This window comes from Thiothrix fructosivorans (assembly GCF_017349355.1).
GTDB classification, from domain to species: domain Bacteria; phylum Pseudomonadota; class Gammaproteobacteria; order Thiotrichales; family Thiotrichaceae; genus Thiothrix; species Thiothrix fructosivorans.
Genome location: NZ_JAFMPM010000006.1, coordinates 924,454 through 943,752, shown reverse-complemented (window position 1 = coordinate 943,752; position 19,299 = coordinate 924,454). Strand labels below are relative to the sequence as shown.

The window sequence follows — 19,299 nt, the reverse complement described above, 5'->3', positions numbered from 1 at the left end:
TCCTCAATTCATCGAATGTAAACCGATCATATTGCCTTCGGTATCGTAAACCAGAGCGACGCAACCGTGCTCGCCAATAGACATTTTTTCTTTGAAAATACTGCCGCCGTGTTCGGCAACACGGGCAGCTTCAACAGCACAATCCAAGCAATGAAAATACACCACAGTCGTATTACCGCCGGAAGGCACGCCTTCCATTTTCACCAGCGCACCGGATGCGCCGTAGTTTTCAGCCGACATGGGGAATGTCCAATATTCCATTGGGCTTGTGCTACCCAAATTTTCCAGTTCACCTTGGAAAACAGCTTCGTAAAAGGCTTTAGCACGTGGCATGTCTTGCACGTAGATTTCAAACCAGCCGATAGGATTTGCTCTCATGGTATTGCTCCTTTGATGGGTCATTGTTAATTCGTTGGTGTAGTTTAACCCGCCCCTCCTGACAGCATTGTGTCAGGAGGTTTGTTAAATTCGCGCTATGCTGTAAGTTGAGACATGCACGCATTGTGCGCTTACACCAAGGATTGATATGAAAACTCACAGCATCATCGCCAGCCTTGCCGCCACCCTGCTGCTAGGCTGTGCCAGCGTTCCACCCGCCGAGCAACTGAACCGTGAAATGGTTGGTGTTAGCGGCAAATCGCCCCTGTTTAGCAGTGGCTACCGCGACGGCTGCCAAAGCGGGCTTTCCGCTGGCGGCAATAAAGCGTTTGCTTACGCCAAGGAATTAAGCAAAGCCAATGTACCCGACTATAAACTCGGTTGGGAAGATGGCTTCCGTGTCTGCCAATCACGCCAAGTGCAACGTAATAATGAGCGCAATAGTACCGATGGCTTTGGTGGCTCAGCTTACCCGTGGTTTCCACATACCGGCGTCACCATTGGCGTCCAGTTATAAGAACATCGTCGCAAGGCTTCCATTGCAATACAGTTAAGGCTAATGTTGACGGGGCTATGATCACAACACCTCTTTTGTCTATTGAAGGAAAGCATTTCCATGAACGAATTACTCCCCCCGCCCAGTATTGTGCCGCTTGAGCATATTCTGCCGGATGAACCACTCTTAATGATGGGCGCGGGGCCTGTTCCAATCCCGCAAAAGGTTGCGGCGGCGAACTCCATTGTCATCAACCACTTGGGCGACACCATGAACCGGGTGATCGAGCAAGTCAAAGACATGGGGCGCTACGTCTTCCAAACCGAATCCAGCCACGTCATGGGCGTGAGTGGCCCAGGTTCGGCGGCAATGGAAATGGCGGTTGCCAACTTGGTTATGCCGGGTTCACGCGTACTGTGCATTACCAACGGCTATTTCAGCCAACGCATGGCAGAAATGGCGCGGCGAGTACGCGCCGAACCAACCCTGTTGGAAGTGCCACACAACGAAGGTGCTGACGTGGCAATGGTCGAACGTGCCTTGCAACAAGGCAACTTTGACACCGTAACCTTGGTGCAAGGCGAAACCTCCAACACCGTCTGTAATAAAAACCTCAACCAGATTGCCAAACTCGCCAAGCGCTACGGCTGCACGGTCATTGTCGATGCGGTGTGTACCCTAAGCACCATGCCGCTGGAAATGGATAACTGGGAAGTTGACGCAATTATTACCGGCGGGCAAAAAGGCTTATCGTCGATTCCGGGCGTATCGTTGCTAGCGTTTTCTGAAGCCGCGTGGGCAAAGAAAATCGCCACACGCCAAGAACTGCCATTCCACTGGTGTTTGGATGCGCAACTCGCCGACAAATTCTGGAATCAGAAATCTTACCACTACACCGCGCCAGTTTCCGGCATCCTCGCCTTGCATGAAGCGTTGCGCTTGGTGTGTGAAGAAACCTTGCCGCAACGGTTTGAACGCCACCTGCGTTGCTCAGAAGCCCTGCAAGCGGGTATCGAGACAATGGGGCTGAAGCTATTGATCGAAAAGCAGCACCGTTTGAATTCCGTCGTGGGGATTGTTGTGCCGGATCATGTGTCCGCCGATGTCGTCCGCGCCCACATGTCGAACGTGCATAAAGTGGAAATTTCCGGCGCATTCGGCTTAAACATCCTGCGGATTGGGCAGATGGGCGAACAAAGCCGCGCGTACAACCTGTTCCGCACCCTGCACGCCCTCGGTTCGAGTATGCGGGCAGCGGGTGCAGAACTGGATTTGCCAGCGGGTATGGCAGAAATGGAACGCGTCTTGTCGGGTGAAGGTTAAACGCTTCACCCCGCTGATTTTTCTACCGTAAAAATCACCCCGTCCACGCCGGTCACGCGCACGCGTGTTCCGGCGGGCAGGTCTGCCCCACTCACCCGCCATGCGGTATCACCGACGCGGATTGTACCCCGCCCGTTGCTGATGGCTTCTGTTAGCACGTATGCCTTGCCAATATGACTGTGTAAACGGTTATTCAACTCCGGCGTATCCGAATGGATATTTTCCTCGCGAAAACGTGATTTACGCCAGCCGAAGACGCTCACCAACGATACCAGTGCGAAGATGAGAATTTGTATGCCTAGCGACAGTGACGGTATTAGCCATAGTGCAACGCCTGCGACCATCGCGCCGAACCCAAACCACATCACCACCATTGCTGGGGCAAGCACTTCCAACGCCATTAACAACATGCCGAAAATCAGCCAGTGCCAAAATTCAAGGTGCTGCATATCCATTAAGTTTTATCCTTCATCGCTTTCCACAGCTCGTTAATGCTACCGATTGATCCCATCAAGCCGCTGGTGTCGAGTGGCATGAAAATGGTTTTTTGCTGGTTGGAATCGGCAAACTTGCCCAGCGCTTCAACGTATTTCTGGGCGACGAAGTAGTTGAGGGCTTGCACATCGCCTTCCGCGACGGCTTTGGAGACCATTTGGGTGGCCTTGGCTTCGGCGAGAGCTTCACGTTCGCGGGCTTCGGCACGCAGGAAAGCGGCGGATTTTGCACCTTCAGCTTCGAGGATTTGCGCCTGTTTTTTGCCTTCGGCTTCGGTGATTTGCGCACGTTTTTGACGTTCGGCGGTCATTTGCAAGTTCATGGCGCGGATCAGTTCGGCGGGGGGTTCGATGTCTTTAATTTCGACACGTAAGACTTTCACGCCCCATGCGCTGGTAGCTTCGTCGACGATGGAAAGGATGCGTGTACCGATCTCATCGCGCTTGCTCAATAGGTGATCGAGTTCGAGTGCACCACACACCGAACGCAAATTGGTCATCACCAGATTGAGGATGGCAGTTTGCAGGTTGGTGATTTCATACGAGGCTTTGGCGGGGTCGAACACTTGGTAGAACACCACGCCGTCGATATTGACGTTGGCGTTGTCGGCAGTAATGACTTGCTGCGGGAGGATGTCGAGCACTTGTTCCATCATATTGACCTTGCGCCCGACTTGGTAAATCACGGGGACGAGTAGCCCCAAACCGGGTTGCAGGGTGTAGACGTAACGCCCGAAGCGTTCGACGGTGTAGTTGTAGCCTTGCGGCACCATTTTCACGCCCATGAAGATGAGCGCAGCAATGAAGACGAGGACGGCGATGGAGAATTCAGTCATGGGGTGCTCCTTGCAAATACAGGGGATTTGTTATTGGTATTGGGTATCAGTGTAGTCTTGCTAGCAGCAAACGGCGACTATTTCCAGATGAAGATTGGGCTACTTTGTAAAAAGTATGATAAAAATTATTTATTATTAAGCAATCGATATGTTAGTGTTATAGCCAATCGCACAAAGTCTAAGCATGTCTGCTTCGACCCATCTCCTTATACACAAGTTCCCAAGCTGATGTAAGATAAGCAATTTACACCCATGAACTGGTCATCTAGCGAACTCACCGATCTTGATTTGGGAGACAAGCGCCTCGAAACACGCGCAGCCCATATTCTCAACGCCATGCTAAAAGTGCCCCAATCCAGTATCCCCAAGGCTTGCCAGAGTTGGTCAAGCACCTTGGCGACGTACCGTTTCTTCTGGAATGAAGCGGTGAGCCATGATGCTTTGATGGCATCCCACTTTGAAGCGACAGAGTGCCGAATTCGTCAACAAGACTCGCGGATTATCCTGTGTATTCAAGATACGACCGAACTGGACTTCAATGGACAGGAAACCGAGGGCTTGGGGCGGTTATCCTACGATAAGCAACGCGGGATGTACCTGCATCCGACCTTGTGTATTACCCCAGAACGTTTGCCGTTGGGCATCACCGATACGTGGATGTGGTCACGGGGATTGAGCAAAGCGGCCGACCAAGCCAACCCCAGCATCAAAGAAAGCCGTCGTTGGATTGAAGGGTATGAACGGGTAGCCGAACTGGCGGCACGCTGCCCTGAACACCGCTTCATCTATGCTGGCGACCGTGAAAGCGACTTTTACGACTTGCTCCAACGGGCGCAAGCCTTGAATTACCCGGCTGACCTGCTGATACGGGCGCAACATAACCGTGCATTAGGAGATGACCTCAAACTGTGGGATGCCATTGAGCAACAACAGGCGTTGACCCGTATCACCTTTACCAAACCGCGCAAGCAGGGTGAAAAGCCCCGCAAAGTGGTACAAGAAATCAAGGTGTTACGTTATACCTTGCGTCCCAAGAGTCAGCATCCGATGCTATTGACCTTGGTTCAAGCCAAAGAAATTAACCCACCCGCCGGAAAATCGCCCCTCATTTGGCGTTTAGTCACCAACCGTTGTGTGGAAACAGCCGATGCTGCCTGTGAACTTATCGACTGGTATCGAGCGCGTTGGGAAATCGAAATGTTTTTTGATGTCCTGAAAGTTGGCTGTCGCGTCGAAAAACTGCAACTGGAGACCAAAGAGCGCATCGAAAAAGCCCTCGCGCTCTACATCATGGTGGCTTGGCGGATTATGTTTCTGATGCGGTTGGGGCGTACCTGCCCAGAACTTCCGGCTGATCTGGTGTTTGACCCGCTGGAATGGAAAGTATCCTTCCGGCTCGGCAAAAAAGCACTACCCGATGGCATACCTACCCTCAATCAAGTGATCCGCAATCTGGCAGAACTGGGTGGCTTTTTGGGCAGAAAATCCGATGGCGAACCGGGGGCTAAAAGTATCTGGTTGGGCTATTCACGAGTGCTGGACTGTATTTATGGTATTCAGATGGCTAGTGAGTTGGGAATGGATTGATTTGTGTATAAGGAGATGGCTTCGACCCGCTGCTAGATAGCTGATAAACATTCATTCGCTGCGAGACTTGTAGGTGAGGGGCATGAACAAGAAATTACGCTATAGCTTGCTTATATGGCTGCCTTTTTGGTTCAGCTACGCATGGGCTGTTCCAAACAATTCAGCGCCAGTGATCTCTGGCACACCTCAAGCAACGATCAATGCTAATACCGCCTATTATTTCCAACCAATAGCAAGTGATGCCGATAGTGGCGATAAACTCAAATTCACTGTAGTCAAAAAGCCTGCATGGGCTAAATTCGATACCGCAACAGGCGCATTGACAGGAACGCCCAAAAGTACTCAAGCGGGTATTTATAAAGGTATTATCATCACGGTATCAGATGGAAAAAATAAAACCAGCTTACCTGAGTTTAGTATTCAGGTCGAAAATCCACCGCCCGTTATTGAAGGCATACCTAATACAGCGGTAGTGACAGGTAGTACTTATCGTTTTGTGCCTATTGCTGCCGATTCCAATGGGGATAAGCTCGTCTTCAGTATTACCCGCAAACCCGCTTGGGCGAAATTTAGTTCTACAACAGGTGAATTAACAGGAATACCTAAAGGTAATCAATCAGGTGTATACAGCGGTATCGTAATTACCGTATCAGATGGAAAAAATAAAGTTAGTTTGCCCGAATTCAGCATCCGCGTAGACAATTTACCTCCAACCATTAGCGGCATACCGGATAAAACGGCTATCGTTGGCAAAGCTTACCGATTTATTCCTACTGCCTCTGACCCTAATGGCGATACACTTAAATTTACTATTCAAGGCAAACCTTCATGGGCGAAATTTGACAGTAAAACAGGCGCATTAACAGGTACACCGACCGCTAAAAATGGCGGTGTTAGTACAGTCACGATTACCGTTAGTGATGGTAAAAATTCGGTAAGCTTACCTGCGTTTGAACTGCAAGTTGTAACATCTAACCGCCTGCCTACACTTTCAGGTACGCCATTACCTAAGGTTGTTGTCGGTCAATCGTATTATTTTATGCCAGTAGCACATGATCCTGATAGTGATACTTTAGCTTTTAATATTACCAACAAACCATCATGGGCAACGTTCGATCAAAAAACGGGAGCGCTCAGTGGCAATCCTGCATTAGAAAACATTGGCATCACACGGGGTATTGTTATCTCAGTGAGTGATAACAAAGGTGGTTCGGCTAGTCTTACCGCTTTTGATTTAGAAGTAAAAGAATTTGCTCTCGCGTATTCAGAAGCCCATCGCCTGTTGGTACAGGCGAGCTTCGGACCAACTTCAGAGTAACTGAACAGTCCCCCCTTACCCAAACGCACTAAATTTGCGACACTCCCCCGATGACCCAACAACTGAAAGACCACAGCCTCAAACAGCTTAACAGCCAGTACCTTGCCAAGCTCACGCCGGAGGAACTGCTGCACCTGTCGACCAAGTTGTTGCATGACCTGAAAGAAGCGCGGGAACAGATCAACCAAAACTCCAACAACTCCTCCAAACCACCCAGCAGCGGTTTCCCGTGGGAAACGTCACCCAAAACGGTGGCTTTGCCCGAAACAGAAGGGGTGGGTGCAGCCAGAGGAAAGCCAACCCCGGAACCAGAAGCTGTGGCGGGCACAAAGCCAGCCCAACCAGCCAAACGCAAAGCGGGTAAACAACCCGGCGCACCGGGTTATGGTCGGGTATGGCATCCGCCCATCAATGCAGACGAACACCATTACCCCAGCCGATGTGAAGCCTGTGGCAGGTCCCTGGATGCGGCTGTCTCCCGTATTTATACCGCCTATGACAGTGTGGACATCCAGTTTGGCACGGATGGGAACCCCGGACTGACCGTCATCACCACCCGCCACCACCTTCACGATAGCGTATGCACCTGCGGTCATGTGAGCCGCCATATCCCGCATCGCCAAGCTCCCGACCCGTTATACCCGGAGGTTGATGTGGGCGAGTGGCGGCTGATTGGGGGCAATCTGGCGGCACTTATTGTCCACCTACGGCTGCGCTCACGCTTGTCACTGCGTGGCACACAAGAACTGTTGCGGGAGGTGTTGGGCATTCCCCTAAGTGTCGGGGTGTTGCAGCAATGTTTTGAGGAAGCAGCCGCGAGTGCTTCTCCATTGGAAGATGCCTTGGTGGAAGGGCTGTTGGCAGAAGCCACCGCTGACGGCGGGGTGCTGTATATTGATGAAACCTCTTGGAAAGAGCGTGGCGAAGCCCTGTGGCTATGGACATTCGTCACCACCCTCAGCGTTTGTTTCTACGTAGGGCAGCGCACCATTGAAATGCTCGACAACGTGATTAGCCCCCACTTTGGGGGCTGGCTGATGAGTGATGGCTATGCCGCTTACCGCCACCACCCCAAACGCTTGCGTTGCTGGGCGCACCTGATCCGCAAAGCCCGTGGGCTGGCAGAATCACTGGACAAAGACGGGCGGACGTTTGGCAACTTCACCCTCGCTTGGCTGAGGGTATTACAGGACGACATTTACGCTTGGCGGGCAGCAGGCGGCACGGTGGGGACGCAAACCGACGTGATCCGTCAACGCCATCAGGCAAAACTCCTGGAATTCAGGGCATTATGCTTGATCCATGCCGTATCTGCCCATGACAAGACGGCGGCACTGGCGAAAGAGTTCATCAATGATTGGGATGCCATTTTCCGAATCCTTGACCACCCGTGGCTTCCCTTGACCAATAATGAGGCTGAGCGGGCGTTGCGCCATTGGGTGATCCTGCGCAAAACCAACCATGGCACAAAGAGTGCTACGGGGAGCCGTGCGTTTGCCATGCTGGCCAGCATCATCGGTACTTGCCGCAAACGTGGACAGTCTGCCTTGGCTTATCTTGCCAGTGTTATTACCGCTGCCCGCGCTGGCTTTGCCCTGCCCGCTTTACCGCAAGGGGTGGGGATGTGATCAATTACACTTCAGATACTATTCAGGAGGTCATGAAAATAGGTGCTGAGAGTTGGGTAGATCAACAGCTTGCTAAAACCTCTGCGTATGATAACACTCAAGATACACACCAAACTCATTTAGAACGCACTATTAATATCGCTTTAGGCGCAGAACCCACTAAAGACTGGACAGTAAATACTGTTTTCAATCAAACAGCAGCATCAAGCAACGTAAATGATTACCAAATGGCGGCGTGGTGGGAAAATGCATTAGGACATCCTGTTAATACAGCACATGGCAGTGACCCATTACGTCAGCGTATAGCTTACGCTTTGAGCCAGTTATTAGTAGTATCACACGTTGAAGCACCACTTGATCAGCGCGGCGAAGGTTTGGCGTTTTACTACGATATTATGGCGCGTAATGCGTTCGGTAATTATCGAACTTTATTAGGTGAAGTGGCTCGCAGCCCAGCCATGGGAATATATCTTTCTCACCAAGGTAATCGTAAAGCTGACCTAAAAGCGGCAACCCGCCCAGACGAAAATTTTGCTCGTGAACTCATCCAATTATTCAGTATTGGTTTGTATGAGCTAAATCTTGATGGTTCACCGAATCGTGATGGTAATGCCGACACTTATCCTGATTCTGGCAGCAATGTTGTTCCCACTTACACCCAAGAAGATGTAAGTGAAATGGCAAAAGTTATGACAGGCTGGGATTTAGTCGGCAATACCCGCTACGGTCATCGGGGCAGTACCCAAGGTAATTACACCACTTATATGGAATTCACCCCGTCTGAGCATGAAAATGAAGTCGCTGAAAGTGGTGATGGCTACGTGACCATTATGGGAAAACGTTTTTCTCTGACGTCAGGTACAGATGGTAGTGGTCTGGATGCAGCGTTAGATCTGTTATTCCAGCATCCCAATGTTAGTCCATTTGTTAGTCGCCATCTAATTATGCGTTTAGTTACTTCTAACCCTTCATCTGCTTATATAGCTAGAATAGCGTCTGTTTTCAACAACAATGGATCAGGTATCCGGGGTGACTTGAAAGCTGTGGTGCGTGCTATTCTATTAGATGAAGAAGCACGTAGTATTACCACAGCACAAGCAGCAACCTTTGGGAAAGCAAAAGAGCCTATTTTAGCGTTGACTCAATTCCTAAGAGCCTTTCAAGTGCAGCCGCTGAATGGCTGGATTAGTCGCGATAACACAACACCTGTCAACGGAGTTTATTGGTATCGGGCACCGCAAAGTCAACTGGGGCAAGCGCCATTGCGTGCATCGTCTGTTTTCAATTTTTATAGCTCTGATTTCATACCCAGTGATTCTTATTTCAGCGACAACCAACTGGTTGCACCAGAACTACAAATCCAAACAGACCAAATATTGGTTGAAATCAATAACCGCATCTTCAATACCATGAATAATTATGAGAAAAATAAGATCGAAAAAATCAATAAGAAAATATTAAGTGATTACGCTAAAAGTAAAAACTATTTTTCGGGCGAGTTATGGCTAATAAACTTTGATAAAGAATTGGAAATTTATGAACAAGCCTTGGATGGTGATAGCAATAAAGACTTTACTAATATGGAGTTAAAGAACCCATCTACTGGCATACGTTATAAAGCGCAGGCAATTGATGTTTTGTTGGAACATCTCAATCAATTACTTTTAGGGGGATCTATGACAACAGAATATAGAGCTGCCTTGAAGCTATATTTGATGAATGGCACAGGTTCTCAATACTCGGATAATTTCTTAGAAGCGTGGGTTAACATCAAAGATGCTGTCCGACTTATTGTCGCATCCAATGCATTTATGATACAGAAATAAGGAGAGCACAGTGATGTCGCATCAGCATGATTTGTACAGTCGTCGTCATTTTTTGAAGTTACTGCTTGGGTCTAGTGCGTTAGGCACCGTTGGGCAACTGGCTCTCATGCAAAAAGCCGCAGCAACTGCACCGGGATTTTCTGATTACAAAGCACTGGTATGCGTTTTTTTAAAAGGTGGTAATGACAGTTTCAATATGTTATTACCGATCGGGGGTGATGCAAAAACAGGATATGCTGCTTATGCCGCGACTCGTGGGAGTTTAGCAATAACAAACAATCCCTTAGACTTGAACACTATTGCTACTGGCGGCACTAACTTAAATCATGGAAACTTAGGTATTGATTCGGCTAACCCCTATTATGTTAACGGTTCAGAGGAAACTGCTTACCTCAAAGGTTTTTATGGGCTATCGGGTAAAGGTATTGAGCTTGGTGTCAATGCCGTCATGCCAGAGTTGGCTCAACTGATTAACGACAATAAAGCTTCCGTCATTGCTAATATTGGCACATTGGTGCAACCGGTTAATCGCGCTCAAATATTAGCTAAAACTGCAAAATTACCCGTTTTCCTATTTGCTCATAATCACCAGCAGCGTATTTTACAAACCGGACAAGCTGATAATTTAACCGGTATTGGTTGGGCAGGTAAGATTGCTGATCAATGGCAGGGAATTAACAGTAACTCCCCATTAGGTTTGAATATTTCTTATTCTGGGAATGACCGGATGCTAATTGGGAATAAATCATCGCCATTGATTCTTAACCCTAGTACACCACCCCGTTATACTGAAATGGTCGCAGGTAGTGGTGCTCCTAGTGATGACAGAATTGCTGTTTTTAAAGCACTGTCGGGTATTGAAAATACATCACCATCTGGAAAAGTTAGTTTTGACTCAACCAACACCTTTAATGCAGAGGATGAGTTTCAACGTGTTTACGCCAGTATGTCACAAAAATCATTTAATACGTTTGATCAACTTTATAGCACATGGACAACCAATAACATAACATATCAATCAACAGGTTCTTATGGTGAACCCTTATTTAGTCAATTGTCTCCGAACTATTTGGGGTTTAAAGGATCTATTCAAGGTGGACTGATTTCACAATTGGAAGCTGTCGCAAAAATGATTCATTTGGCAGCGACGGGAAAATTTAATAATAACGCTTTTAATCGTCAAATTTTTCTGGTCAGCTTGGGTGGATTTGATACCCATGCAACGCAGGCATCTAAACACCCATTGTTATTGCGTGAACTAAGCGTAGGTCTATGGAAGTTTCAGAAGGCACTTGAGGAGCTAGGTCACGCCAATAAAGTAACGACGTTTACCATGTCTGATTTCGGGCGCACGATGAGTAACAACGGTGATGGCACTGATCATGCTTGGGGTGCGCACCACATTGTCATGGGCGGCGATGGGCAGGGTGCTGTGGGTAATTTTCAAGGCGGGCAAATGATCGGGCGTTTACCTGACGTAACGCTGGCGGGAACTGATGATCACGATAAGCAAGGCAGAATGATCCCCGGTCTTGCGCAAGATCAGCTTAATGCGACACTATGTCGCTGGTTTGGTGCTAACGAATCCATGCTTGCTAGTATTTTTCCTAATTTGTCTCATTTTGAAACCCAAAAGGGTGTTGCTGATAGTGCTTATTTCAATGGACTCTTTGCATAACGCTACCGCAAAGGTATTGCGTGAACGCATCCGCCTTTAAAATTCTGACATTACTGGAAATACCTTGGGGAAAACCGCTAGTATTCCCCACTGGCGCACAGGAAGCGGCAACTCAGTTGCTGAACCGAATGACATAACCCCCAAGGAGCACACACCATGCAAGACGGCATTATTCAAGACAGCATGAAAGGCATTGCTGGCATTGCCGACAATCCGCACAAGCATTTGCAGAAAATTTCGGAAGCGTTAGCCAGCTATGACACCCGCGACAAGATTGACCGCGTGCTGGATGAATTGGATTTTATTCACGAATTAATTGACCCCGATGCGCAACCGCTAGTCACACAAGTGACCAATACCCTGATGGAACGCTACCGCGCTTTAGCTTAAATTTTGATTGACCAGCACAACATTTTTGCTTAAAAGGTTCGCTTCGACCACAACAAAGTGAACCTAATATGAACAAGGGTGTCTTATCTGCTGTTAGCGTTACGCTGACGGCAGCACTCATTACGTTAATCAACGTAGCCTTCAACCCCGTGCACGCCGCTGGTTGCCAAACCCTCAGCAGCGACAATTTGCAGGAACGTGCCAGCGCGTTCCAACCCACCATTCAATCCGCCGCCAGCCAACACGGCGTTAGCACTAGCCTGATCAAAGCCGTGATTACGGTGGAAAGTTGTTTCCGCAGCAAGGCGCGTGGCTCGCTCGGTGAAAAAGGCTTGATGCAACTGATGCCCGCCACCGCACGGCGTTTCAATATCCGCAACGGCTACAGCGCCCAACAAAATATCAACGGCGGCGCACGCTACCTCAGCTACTTATTGCAACGTTACAGCGGCAATGTGCAACGTACCGTGGCTGCCTATAATGCAGGCGAAGGGCGTATCAAACCCACTGGACGCATTCCTAACAAATACTACGTCAGCAAAGTGATGCAAGCCTACGGCAAGTTTTCCGGCAAAGGCGAAACAGCCTTCGCAACACCCCTTGTTGCTAACGTCACAACCACGACAGTTGCCAAGCAACCCGTCTTCCGCAAAGCCTCATGGAAAGCCACCACACTCAGTGCCAGCACGACCGCTTTGCCGTGGGCAGATTTGCCGACAAGCACGTACACTGCCAAAGCAGGCGATACTGTGTATGCCGCGATGCGCAATACCGGCGTACATGTCAATAAAATTATTAAGATCAACAACCTGTCCGCACCCTATACGATTCAAGCGGGACAGGTGTTGCGACTCAACTAAGCGTTTAGCTGTTATTGCTAAAGCTGGCACGACCCACAATCAGTGGGTCGGCTTGGCTGATATTACGCAGGTCTTTGCCTTTGTAATCCATCTTGTTCAGCACGTAACGCATCGCATTGAGACGCGCCCGTTTTTTGCAGTCCGATTTCACGATAATCCACGGGCATTCTGAGGTATCGGTGTGGAAGAACATCGCCTCTTTCGCCTTGCCATACTCATCCCATTTTTCGAGGGATGCCAAGTCAATCGGGCTAAGTTTCCACTGCTTGAGCGGGTGAATTTCGCGTTCTTTGAAACGGCGACGCTGTTCTTTGCGGCTCACCGAGAACCAGAACTTGATCAGGTGAATACCGCTATTCGCCAGATGGCGTTCCAATTCGGGTGCTTGGCGCATAAACGCAAGGTATTCCGCTTCGTTACAGAAACCCATGACGCGCTCAACGCCTGCACGGTTGTACCACGAGCGATCCATCAGCACGATTTCACCCGCTGACGGCAAATGTTGAATGTAACGCTGAAAATACCATTGCCCACGTTCCATTTCGGTCGGTTTCTCCAGCGCGACGACACGCGCACCACGCGGATTGAGGTGTTCCATGAAACGTTTGATCGCGCCGCCCTTGCCCGCCGCATCGCGCCCTTCAAACAAAATCACCACGCGTTGCCCCGTTTCGCGTACCCACGCTTGCAGCTTGAGTAATTCGACTTGCAGGTGGTATTTCTGTTTTTCATACGACTTGCGCGACAAGCGATTTTTGTACGGGTAAACCGCGCTGCGCCAATCATCCACCAATTCGTCATCGGGACTAACTGGCATCTTGGCTTCGTACTTCTGCCAACGTAACAATGCCGCTTTCAAAGCAGCGGCATCATCCGGCGACGCGCCTTCCAGAATCGACTCCAGCGCCTTGAAAGCCGCTTCGCTATCGGTCGGCGGCGGTGTCATATTGTCGAGAATGTCTTCTGCCGCACTGACTTGCGCCGCTTGCGCCGCGTTACTCGCTTGTAATACCGCTGATGTTTCCACACCTTGTGCCGTCACTGCTGCATCATCCTGCGCTGGGGCTTGCTCTACTTGTTCTTTATCCATACTGCACTCCACATACTTTTTCACAAAAAATTAACTCTCTCATGCTAGCAAAGGCAGTGCAAACAAGTGCTGACAAATGTCAGGGACGCGGTGCGTTCCGCAAGCGTTCCAATACTTTGGCGGCTTGCTCACGCACCTGTTGAGCGGGTGGCAGGTCGCCGTTGAGGTAAGCCGCTATGTCTTGCTGCGCCTGCATCTGATCGTCAAAAGCGTTATGCCGCTGCTGGATGCGCTCCAACGAATCCTGCATCCGCGCAAATTTATCGCTGTGAACATTGCTATGACGCGACAATTTACCAACGGCTTGCTGGGCGTGTTGCGTGGCTTGTGCCATACGTAATTCAGCACGGTAATGTTCCAGCTTATTTGCCGTGCTTTTCAGGGTTTGCAGCAGGCGTTGCTCGTAAGCGTGTAACTGATCGTGTTGACGCTGTTGCTGTGCCAAACGTGCTTCGTGTTGGCTGAAATCGTCAGCCTGCGCCAACGCAGCGGCCTCATCACCCTGTTCGAGGTAGCGACAAATCAGGTTCTCCTTTGCTGCCAATTGGGTTTTCTGCACCTCAAGTTGGCGTTGCAGGCGTAATTTATCCGCCATCACTTGCGCAAGGTGTTGCTTGGCTTCACGCAAACTGCTTTCGCATTCGTACATTTCCTGCCCTAAAATGCGGATGGCATTGGCATCCACGGCAGTTTCCAGTACTTCGCGTGTGCCACCACGCACGGCGGTGGCGAGTTTTTCGATTAAGTAAAACATGCGATGGCCCTCCCTTACTCAGCGTATTCTTTCAAGATTTTGTTGGTTTTAGCTTCGCTAATTCGGTTCAGCAAGCGTTGCGCTTCGTGCTCGTCCCGCAAGGTTTTCGATAACATAATGGTAGAACTGACCAGAAACAGCGAATTTAAGGCAAGGTAGCCTTTGGTCAGCAAATTGCCTTCAAGAAAGAAGATGAAAGCCGCCATGCCCATCAGCGCAATACCGAAGGTGAGTTTGACGAAGAATAACCAGCTACTGGAGTTGGGGAGAGTGATATTGTCGTTCATGGGGTGTTCCTCTGTTGGCGATTAACCGTTGTTATGCTCTGAGAGGAAGATTAGAAGAAGGTTGCGCTATAAGCAACGCTGACGGGTGAAGTCGAATCTGGCAAGGCTTGAAGTAGCGTTATACGCTACCAACCCTACATCGTGCTACTTAACTACGCGCAGCAAATTGCCGTAGTACAATTCTTTGCCTGTCGTGGTCTGCATCCACAATTCGCCCAGCGTACATTGTTGCGGCTGGAAATACTGGTGCGCCAAACGCGTCATATCCGCCAAGCTAATCGTCGGCGAATACGTGTTGAGGATCAGAAAACCGTTGTTGGCAAGCAAACCCTGCACACCTTCCAGCAAGGCTTCGAGCTTATTATCCAGTTTCCATTTCTCGCCTTTTGCACCTAAGCCCCACGCGGGAGGATCCATAATAATGCCGTCGTAATGCCGCCCACGCTTGAGTTCGCGTTCCACAAATTTCAGCGCATCTTCGCGTATCCATTTAATATCCGCGAGTTTGCTGCGCTCCATATTGGTATGCGCCCACGTTAGCAATGGTTTGATGGAATCAACATGCAAGGTTTCTGCACCCGTTTGCCGCGCCATGCACGATGCCGCCCCCGTGTACGCAAACAAGTTGAGGAAACGCCCGTCAGCAGGCACACGTTCGGCAATAAAATCCCAGTTACTGCGCTGTTCGGGGAATAAACCCAGATGCTTAAAGCGCGTCAGTTCCAACTGAAAACGCAGCTTGTGGTAGCTGATTTCCCACGTTGTTGGCGCAGCATCGCGTAAAGCGTGCCATTCGCCGGAGTGCTTATCGGTTTCAGTGAATTCCCAATGCGCCAAGGTACGCCATGCGCTGTAGGCTTGACCCGGCTTGAAATAAGCTTGCACCTCAGGGCGGATGGTGAGGATTTTGCCCCAGCGTTCCAGCTTTTTGCCGTTGCCCGCGTCGATCAGTTCGTAATCATCCCAGCCTTGGGTGTAGAAACGGTGTTGTATCATTTACGATAGGCTGCCAGTTTATGCAATTGTGCCGCAATCACCCGCTTACTGTCATGAATAGGCATCAAAGCCAACGTGGGTAAGCTGTGATGGCTCAGTATGGTCGATTTAGGCGTGCTCGCTTTAGCTGCGGCAAACTCGTCCGCAACCGGCTGCGATGGTGGTGACTTTTCCGCCTGCATAGGGTTCAAGACAATCGTGGTATCCGCAGGCGGCGTCGCAGATGCACTCACAATTTTCCCAATAATCTCCACACGTTCTTCGGTCGGAAACTGTGTGATGACATCCAGCACCTTCATGCGCACTTCATGCGTCAGGTGGCGCTCTTCCATATTGTATTGGTGGTATTGCTTGAGGTGCATGATTTCCACCCTAGAACGCCGCCAAATCAGGAATAAACCCGCACCCGCACCCGATAATACCAAAATCAGCGCTACACCCGCACCCGACACGAGGTAAATACGGCTCTCGATGCTTTCTGCCGTTTGCTTTTGCATGGTAGCGTCGTGCGTCAGTTTCATCCCTAACTGGGTGCTATCGGCAGTCAATTTTTGCTGGTTAAGCGTGTACTTCGTGGTGGATTCGAGCTGTTTAATGGCGATTTCGGCTTGCTGCTTCTGCTGCTCGGCTTGGGCTTTGCGGCTGACTTCCCATTGTTCCGTCGCGAGTTGCTGTTGAATACGCAACTGCTCCAACTGTACATCATGGTTTAAGGTTTGCTGCTGAAGGTAAGTTTGGTAATTGAGCTGCTGTTGACTCAACGCCAAATCGCGGTTCAGATCGAGTTCTTTTATTTGAACTTCATGCTGTTGTTTATCATCGTCCAATTGCAACTGCATTTTCACTTCTTCGGCAGTATGCGGCTTATCGCCTTTGATCAAAGCGTAGCCAAGGAAGACAGTAAACAAGCCAATAATAAATATTATAAGCACAGCAATAGGTTTCATAAATAGTCTGCGCCAAGGACACTCAAAGTAAAATCAAGAAAACGTTTTGGTTTAAAAATACAGAGTATCTCAATCAATTTCAAGGAAAAATGACTAATGGACTTCATAGACTGATCGATAGGCATTACGCCCGTGGTAGCGGTTTGCGTTGCTCACCGAATAAGCGTTCGTAGTCCCAGTCGCGTAATGCCAGCAACACGGTCGAACCTTTGCGTTCGCCAATCGGCAAATTGGCATCATCTTTGCTAAGCGTGTCGAAATCTTTCGCTAATTGCGCCATTTTGCGCTGAAACAAGCCATTGCTGGCATTGCTCAACATGCCGTTAAGCACCACCAATTTTTCATGATCCTTGGTGAAGCGCGTGCGGAAAAATTCGGTTTCGATTTTGGCGAGGAACAGCTTCATGATCGGGCCATCGTCACGCCATTTGAAATTCGGCGCAACCAACAGCTTGATGCGATTGCCTGCTTGCAATTCGATAATGTGCAAGCGGTCGAGGTGCGCGAGGTAGCGGATCACTTGTGCTTCGCTAAATTGGTAGCGGTTGGTAATGTCTTGCCACGACCAACGGTTCAGCACCAGCACCGTGACGAGCAACAGGTGTAAATCGTCGGCGATTTCCTTTTCCTGCGCGTGGGTCAATTCACTGATCGGTTTGGCGTGCTCGGAACGCATTTCGTGGACGAGATCGGAAATTTCCATGCCCAGTAACGCGCAAATCTCATCCAAGCGTTGCAGTGAAAGATTTTGGTCGGCAAACAGGCGTTTCACACTGGCTTCGGAGAGTTGCAGGCACACGGCAACATCCACGTAGGTTTTATTGTGGCGCTTGAGGAGTTTTTTGAGCGTGGTAATGAGTTCGGTGGTTTGCGGCATGGGATGCTTCTGTTGTGATTATTAGCGATAACCGACCGGATTATAACAGAACACACGCCCTCGCCGAACGCGATATTTGCACCAAACACATCATTCCCACATTGCTGCAAGCTGGTTAAAATCTTAAGTTTGTTCTTTTGAAAGCGTCTATAATTTATAAATACTGTTCTTTTTCATAAGGAAAGAAATGCCATGCAAGCGCTCTTTCAGCGACTCATTACCGATTTTCAAGATGCACCACCCAAACAGGTGATAGCGCGTGAGCAGGTGATCCCCGTGGATAGCCGCAAGATCATTTCCCTGATCGGGGTGCGCCGCTGCGGTAAAACCTACTTGCTGTATGGGTTGATTAATCAACTACGCTCCAGCGTTAACCCGCGTAATATCATCTACTTGAATTTTGAAGATGACCGCCTGCATCCCTTAACCTTGCAAGATTTAGACAGTCTGATGGAAGGTTATTACGCGCTCTACCCCGACAAGCGCACCGAAAAAGTCTATCTGTTCCTTGATGAAATCCAGAACATTCCTGAATGGGAACGCTATGTGCGGCGCATCCACGACACTTTGAATGTGCAGTTATTTGTGACGGGTTCATCGTCACGCCTGTTGAGCCAAGAAATTGCTACCAGTTTGCGCGGGCGAACCCTGACGTATGAAGTCTTCCCGTTTTCCTTCCGTGAATATTTGGCTTACCACCAGATCGAGATAAACCTGCATTCATCCCATAGCCGCAGCTACATCCAACACGCTTTCAACAACTATTTGCATCAGGGTGGGTTTGCGGAAACCTTTGGGGAAACGCCCGATATTCAGCAACGTACATGGCGTGATTATCTGGATTTAATCATCTACCGCGATTTGATCGAACGTTATGACATCAAAAACACCACGTTATTGCGTCATCTGATTCGCTACGCGATGAGCAATATTGGCACACTGATTAGCGTTAACAAGCTGTTTAATGAATACAAAGGGCTGGGGCATAAAGTCAGCAAAGAAACGCTGTACCAATATTTGGGCTATTTGGAAGATGCCTATACCTTGTTCAATGTGCCGATTTTCCGCAACTCAGTCCGTGAAGAGCAGCATCAACCCCGCAAGATTTACGCGGTGGATAACGGTTTTAAAACGTTGTTGCACACTTCCCTGTCACCGGATTACAGCAAATTGTATGAGAATCTGGTGTTCCTGCATTTACGCCGCCAAAGCCGTGAAGTGTATTACTACAAACAAACGCAGGAAGTGGATTTTTACGTACCGGGCAAGCCTTCCCAACTGGTCAATGTGAGTGTGGATATTCGCACACCTGCGACATTGGAACGTGAAATCAATGGCTTGCTAGAAGGGATGCGTTATACCGGCTTGGAGGAAGCAACGCTCGTTACGCAAGAACGTGAAGACGTGCTAAGGGTAGATGGCAAACGCATTACTATCGTGCCTGCTTGGCAATACTTGCTGCTTCAATAACACCCCCCTTGGGGAAAAGACCGTGGGGTCAGACATAAAGGGGGCGAAAAACCTTCCGCCCCCC

19 protein-coding genes are annotated in these 19,299 nt (G+C 49.4%); 10 read left to right on the top strand and 9 right to left on the bottom strand.

Annotated elements, in window-relative coordinates:
• Window positions 1–3 precede the first annotated feature (3 nt).
• The gene (locus tag J1836_RS07905; RefSeq protein WP_207250520.1) at window positions 4–378 is read right to left on the bottom strand and encodes a VOC family protein; all 375 of its coding nucleotides are present in this window, start codon (window positions 376–378) and stop codon (window positions 4–6) included.
• 148 nt (window positions 379–526) lie between these two features.
• Between J1836_RS07905 and J1836_RS07900 the strand changes: the two genes are divergently transcribed.
• Together J1836_RS07900 and J1836_RS07895 are read left to right on the top strand one after the other, a co-directional pair.
• Window positions 527–895: a hypothetical protein gene (locus J1836_RS07900; RefSeq protein WP_207250519.1), complete on the top strand. Its 369-nt coding sequence runs from the start codon at window positions 527–529 to the stop codon at window positions 893–895.
• 99 nt (window positions 896–994) lie between these two features.
• Window positions 995–2,197, top strand: a complete 1,203-nt coding sequence (locus J1836_RS07895) for a pyridoxal-phosphate-dependent aminotransferase family protein (RefSeq protein WP_207250518.1) — start codon at window positions 995–997, stop codon at window positions 2,195–2,197.
• A gap of 5 nt (window positions 2,198–2,202) precedes the next feature.
• Here J1836_RS07895 and J1836_RS07890 read toward each other — a convergent pair whose 3' ends face one another.
• Window positions 2,203–2,652: an NfeD family protein gene (locus J1836_RS07890; RefSeq protein ID WP_207250517.1), complete on the bottom strand. Its 450-nt coding sequence runs from the start codon at window positions 2,650–2,652 to the stop codon at window positions 2,203–2,205.
• The gene (locus tag J1836_RS07885; RefSeq protein WP_207250516.1) at window positions 2,652–3,527 is read right to left on the bottom strand and encodes an SPFH domain-containing protein; all 876 of its coding nucleotides are present in this window, start codon (window positions 3,525–3,527) and stop codon (window positions 2,652–2,654) included. The genes J1836_RS07890 and J1836_RS07885 overlap by 1 nt, the downstream gene beginning before the upstream one ends.
• A 252-nt stretch (window positions 3,528–3,779) precedes the next feature.
• Here J1836_RS07885 and J1836_RS07880 point away from each other — a divergent pair, with 252 nt between their 5' ends.
• The 7 genes from J1836_RS07880 to J1836_RS07850 all read left to right on the top strand — a co-directional run bounded on the left by J1836_RS07880 (window position 3,780) and on the right by J1836_RS07850 (window position 12,814).
• Window positions 3,780–5,114 carry an IS4 family transposase gene (locus J1836_RS07880; RefSeq protein ID WP_207249434.1) on the top strand — a complete coding sequence of 445 codons (1,335 nt, stop codon included), beginning with the start codon at window positions 3,780–3,782 and terminating at the stop codon, window positions 5,112–5,114.
• An 82-nt stretch (window positions 5,115–5,196) separates the two neighbouring features.
• Window positions 5,197–6,432: a putative Ig domain-containing protein gene (locus J1836_RS07875; RefSeq protein WP_207250515.1), complete on the top strand. Its 1,236-nt coding sequence runs from the start codon at window positions 5,197–5,199 to the stop codon at window positions 6,430–6,432.
• A 50-nt stretch (window positions 6,433–6,482) separates the two neighbouring features.
• On the top strand, window positions 6,483–8,060 hold the full coding sequence (gene tnpC / locus J1836_RS07870) for an IS66 family transposase (protein ID WP_242632653.1): 1,578 nt from the start codon (window positions 6,483–6,485) through the stop codon (window positions 8,058–8,060).
• Window positions 8,057–9,886: a DUF1800 domain-containing protein gene (locus J1836_RS07865; RefSeq protein ID WP_207250514.1), complete on the top strand. Its 1,830-nt coding sequence runs from the start codon at window positions 8,057–8,059 to the stop codon at window positions 9,884–9,886. Before tnpC ends, J1836_RS07865 begins: the two co-directional genes overlap by 4 nt.
• Window positions 9,887–9,992: 106 nt before the next feature.
• On the top strand, window positions 9,993–11,564 hold the full coding sequence (locus J1836_RS07860) for a DUF1501 domain-containing protein (RefSeq protein WP_207250513.1): 1,572 nt from the start codon (window positions 9,993–9,995) through the stop codon (window positions 11,562–11,564).
• Window positions 11,565–11,720: 156 nt separating this feature from the next.
• Window positions 11,721–11,954, top strand: coding sequence for an ATP adenylyltransferase family protein (locus J1836_RS07855; protein ID WP_207250512.1), 234 nt, complete (start codon window positions 11,721–11,723; stop codon window positions 11,952–11,954).
• A gap of 68 nt (window positions 11,955–12,022) precedes the next feature.
• Entirely contained in the window at window positions 12,023–12,814 is a 792-nt protein-coding gene (locus J1836_RS07850) for a lytic transglycosylase (RefSeq protein ID WP_207250511.1), read from the top strand.
• Between the two features lie 4 nt (window positions 12,815–12,818).
• Here the strand turns inward: J1836_RS07850 and ppk2 are convergent, their stop codons facing one another.
• The 6 genes from ppk2 to J1836_RS07820 form a co-directional block, all read right to left on the bottom strand.
• Window positions 12,819–13,631 (bottom strand): polyphosphate kinase 2, encoded by an 813-nt coding sequence (gene ppk2 / locus J1836_RS07845; protein ID WP_242632833.1) that lies wholly within the window; start codon window positions 13,629–13,631, stop codon window positions 12,819–12,821.
• Between the two features lie 352 nt (window positions 13,632–13,983).
• Entirely contained in the window at window positions 13,984–14,658 is a 675-nt protein-coding gene (locus J1836_RS07840) for a PspA/IM30 family protein (RefSeq protein WP_207250509.1), read from the bottom strand.
• Window positions 14,659–14,672: 14 nt separating this feature from the next.
• A complete protein-coding gene (locus tag J1836_RS07835) occupies window positions 14,673–14,945 on the bottom strand; it encodes a YiaA/YiaB family inner membrane protein (RefSeq protein ID WP_207250508.1) in 273 nt (90 codons plus the stop codon).
• A 144-nt stretch (window positions 14,946–15,089) separates the two neighbouring features.
• Window positions 15,090–15,941 carry a class I SAM-dependent methyltransferase gene (locus J1836_RS07830; RefSeq protein WP_242632770.1) on the bottom strand — a complete coding sequence of 284 codons (852 nt, stop codon included), beginning with the start codon at window positions 15,939–15,941 and terminating at the stop codon, window positions 15,090–15,092.
• Complete coding sequence (locus tag J1836_RS07825; RefSeq protein ID WP_207250507.1) at window positions 15,938–16,888, bottom strand: hypothetical protein; 951 nt, start codon at window positions 16,886–16,888, stop codon at window positions 15,938–15,940. The genes J1836_RS07830 and J1836_RS07825 overlap by 4 nt, the downstream gene beginning before the upstream one ends.
• 124 nt (window positions 16,889–17,012) lie before the next feature.
• Window positions 17,013–17,765: a helix-turn-helix domain-containing protein gene (locus J1836_RS07820; protein WP_207250506.1), complete on the bottom strand. Its 753-nt coding sequence runs from the start codon at window positions 17,763–17,765 to the stop codon at window positions 17,013–17,015.
• Window positions 17,766–17,957: 192 nt separating this feature from the next.
• Between J1836_RS07820 and J1836_RS07815 the strand changes: the two genes are divergently transcribed.
• A complete protein-coding gene (locus J1836_RS07815; protein ID WP_207250505.1) occupies window positions 17,958–19,235 on the top strand; it encodes an ATP-binding protein in 1,278 nt (425 codons plus the stop codon).
• Window positions 19,236–19,299 lie beyond the last annotated feature (64 nt).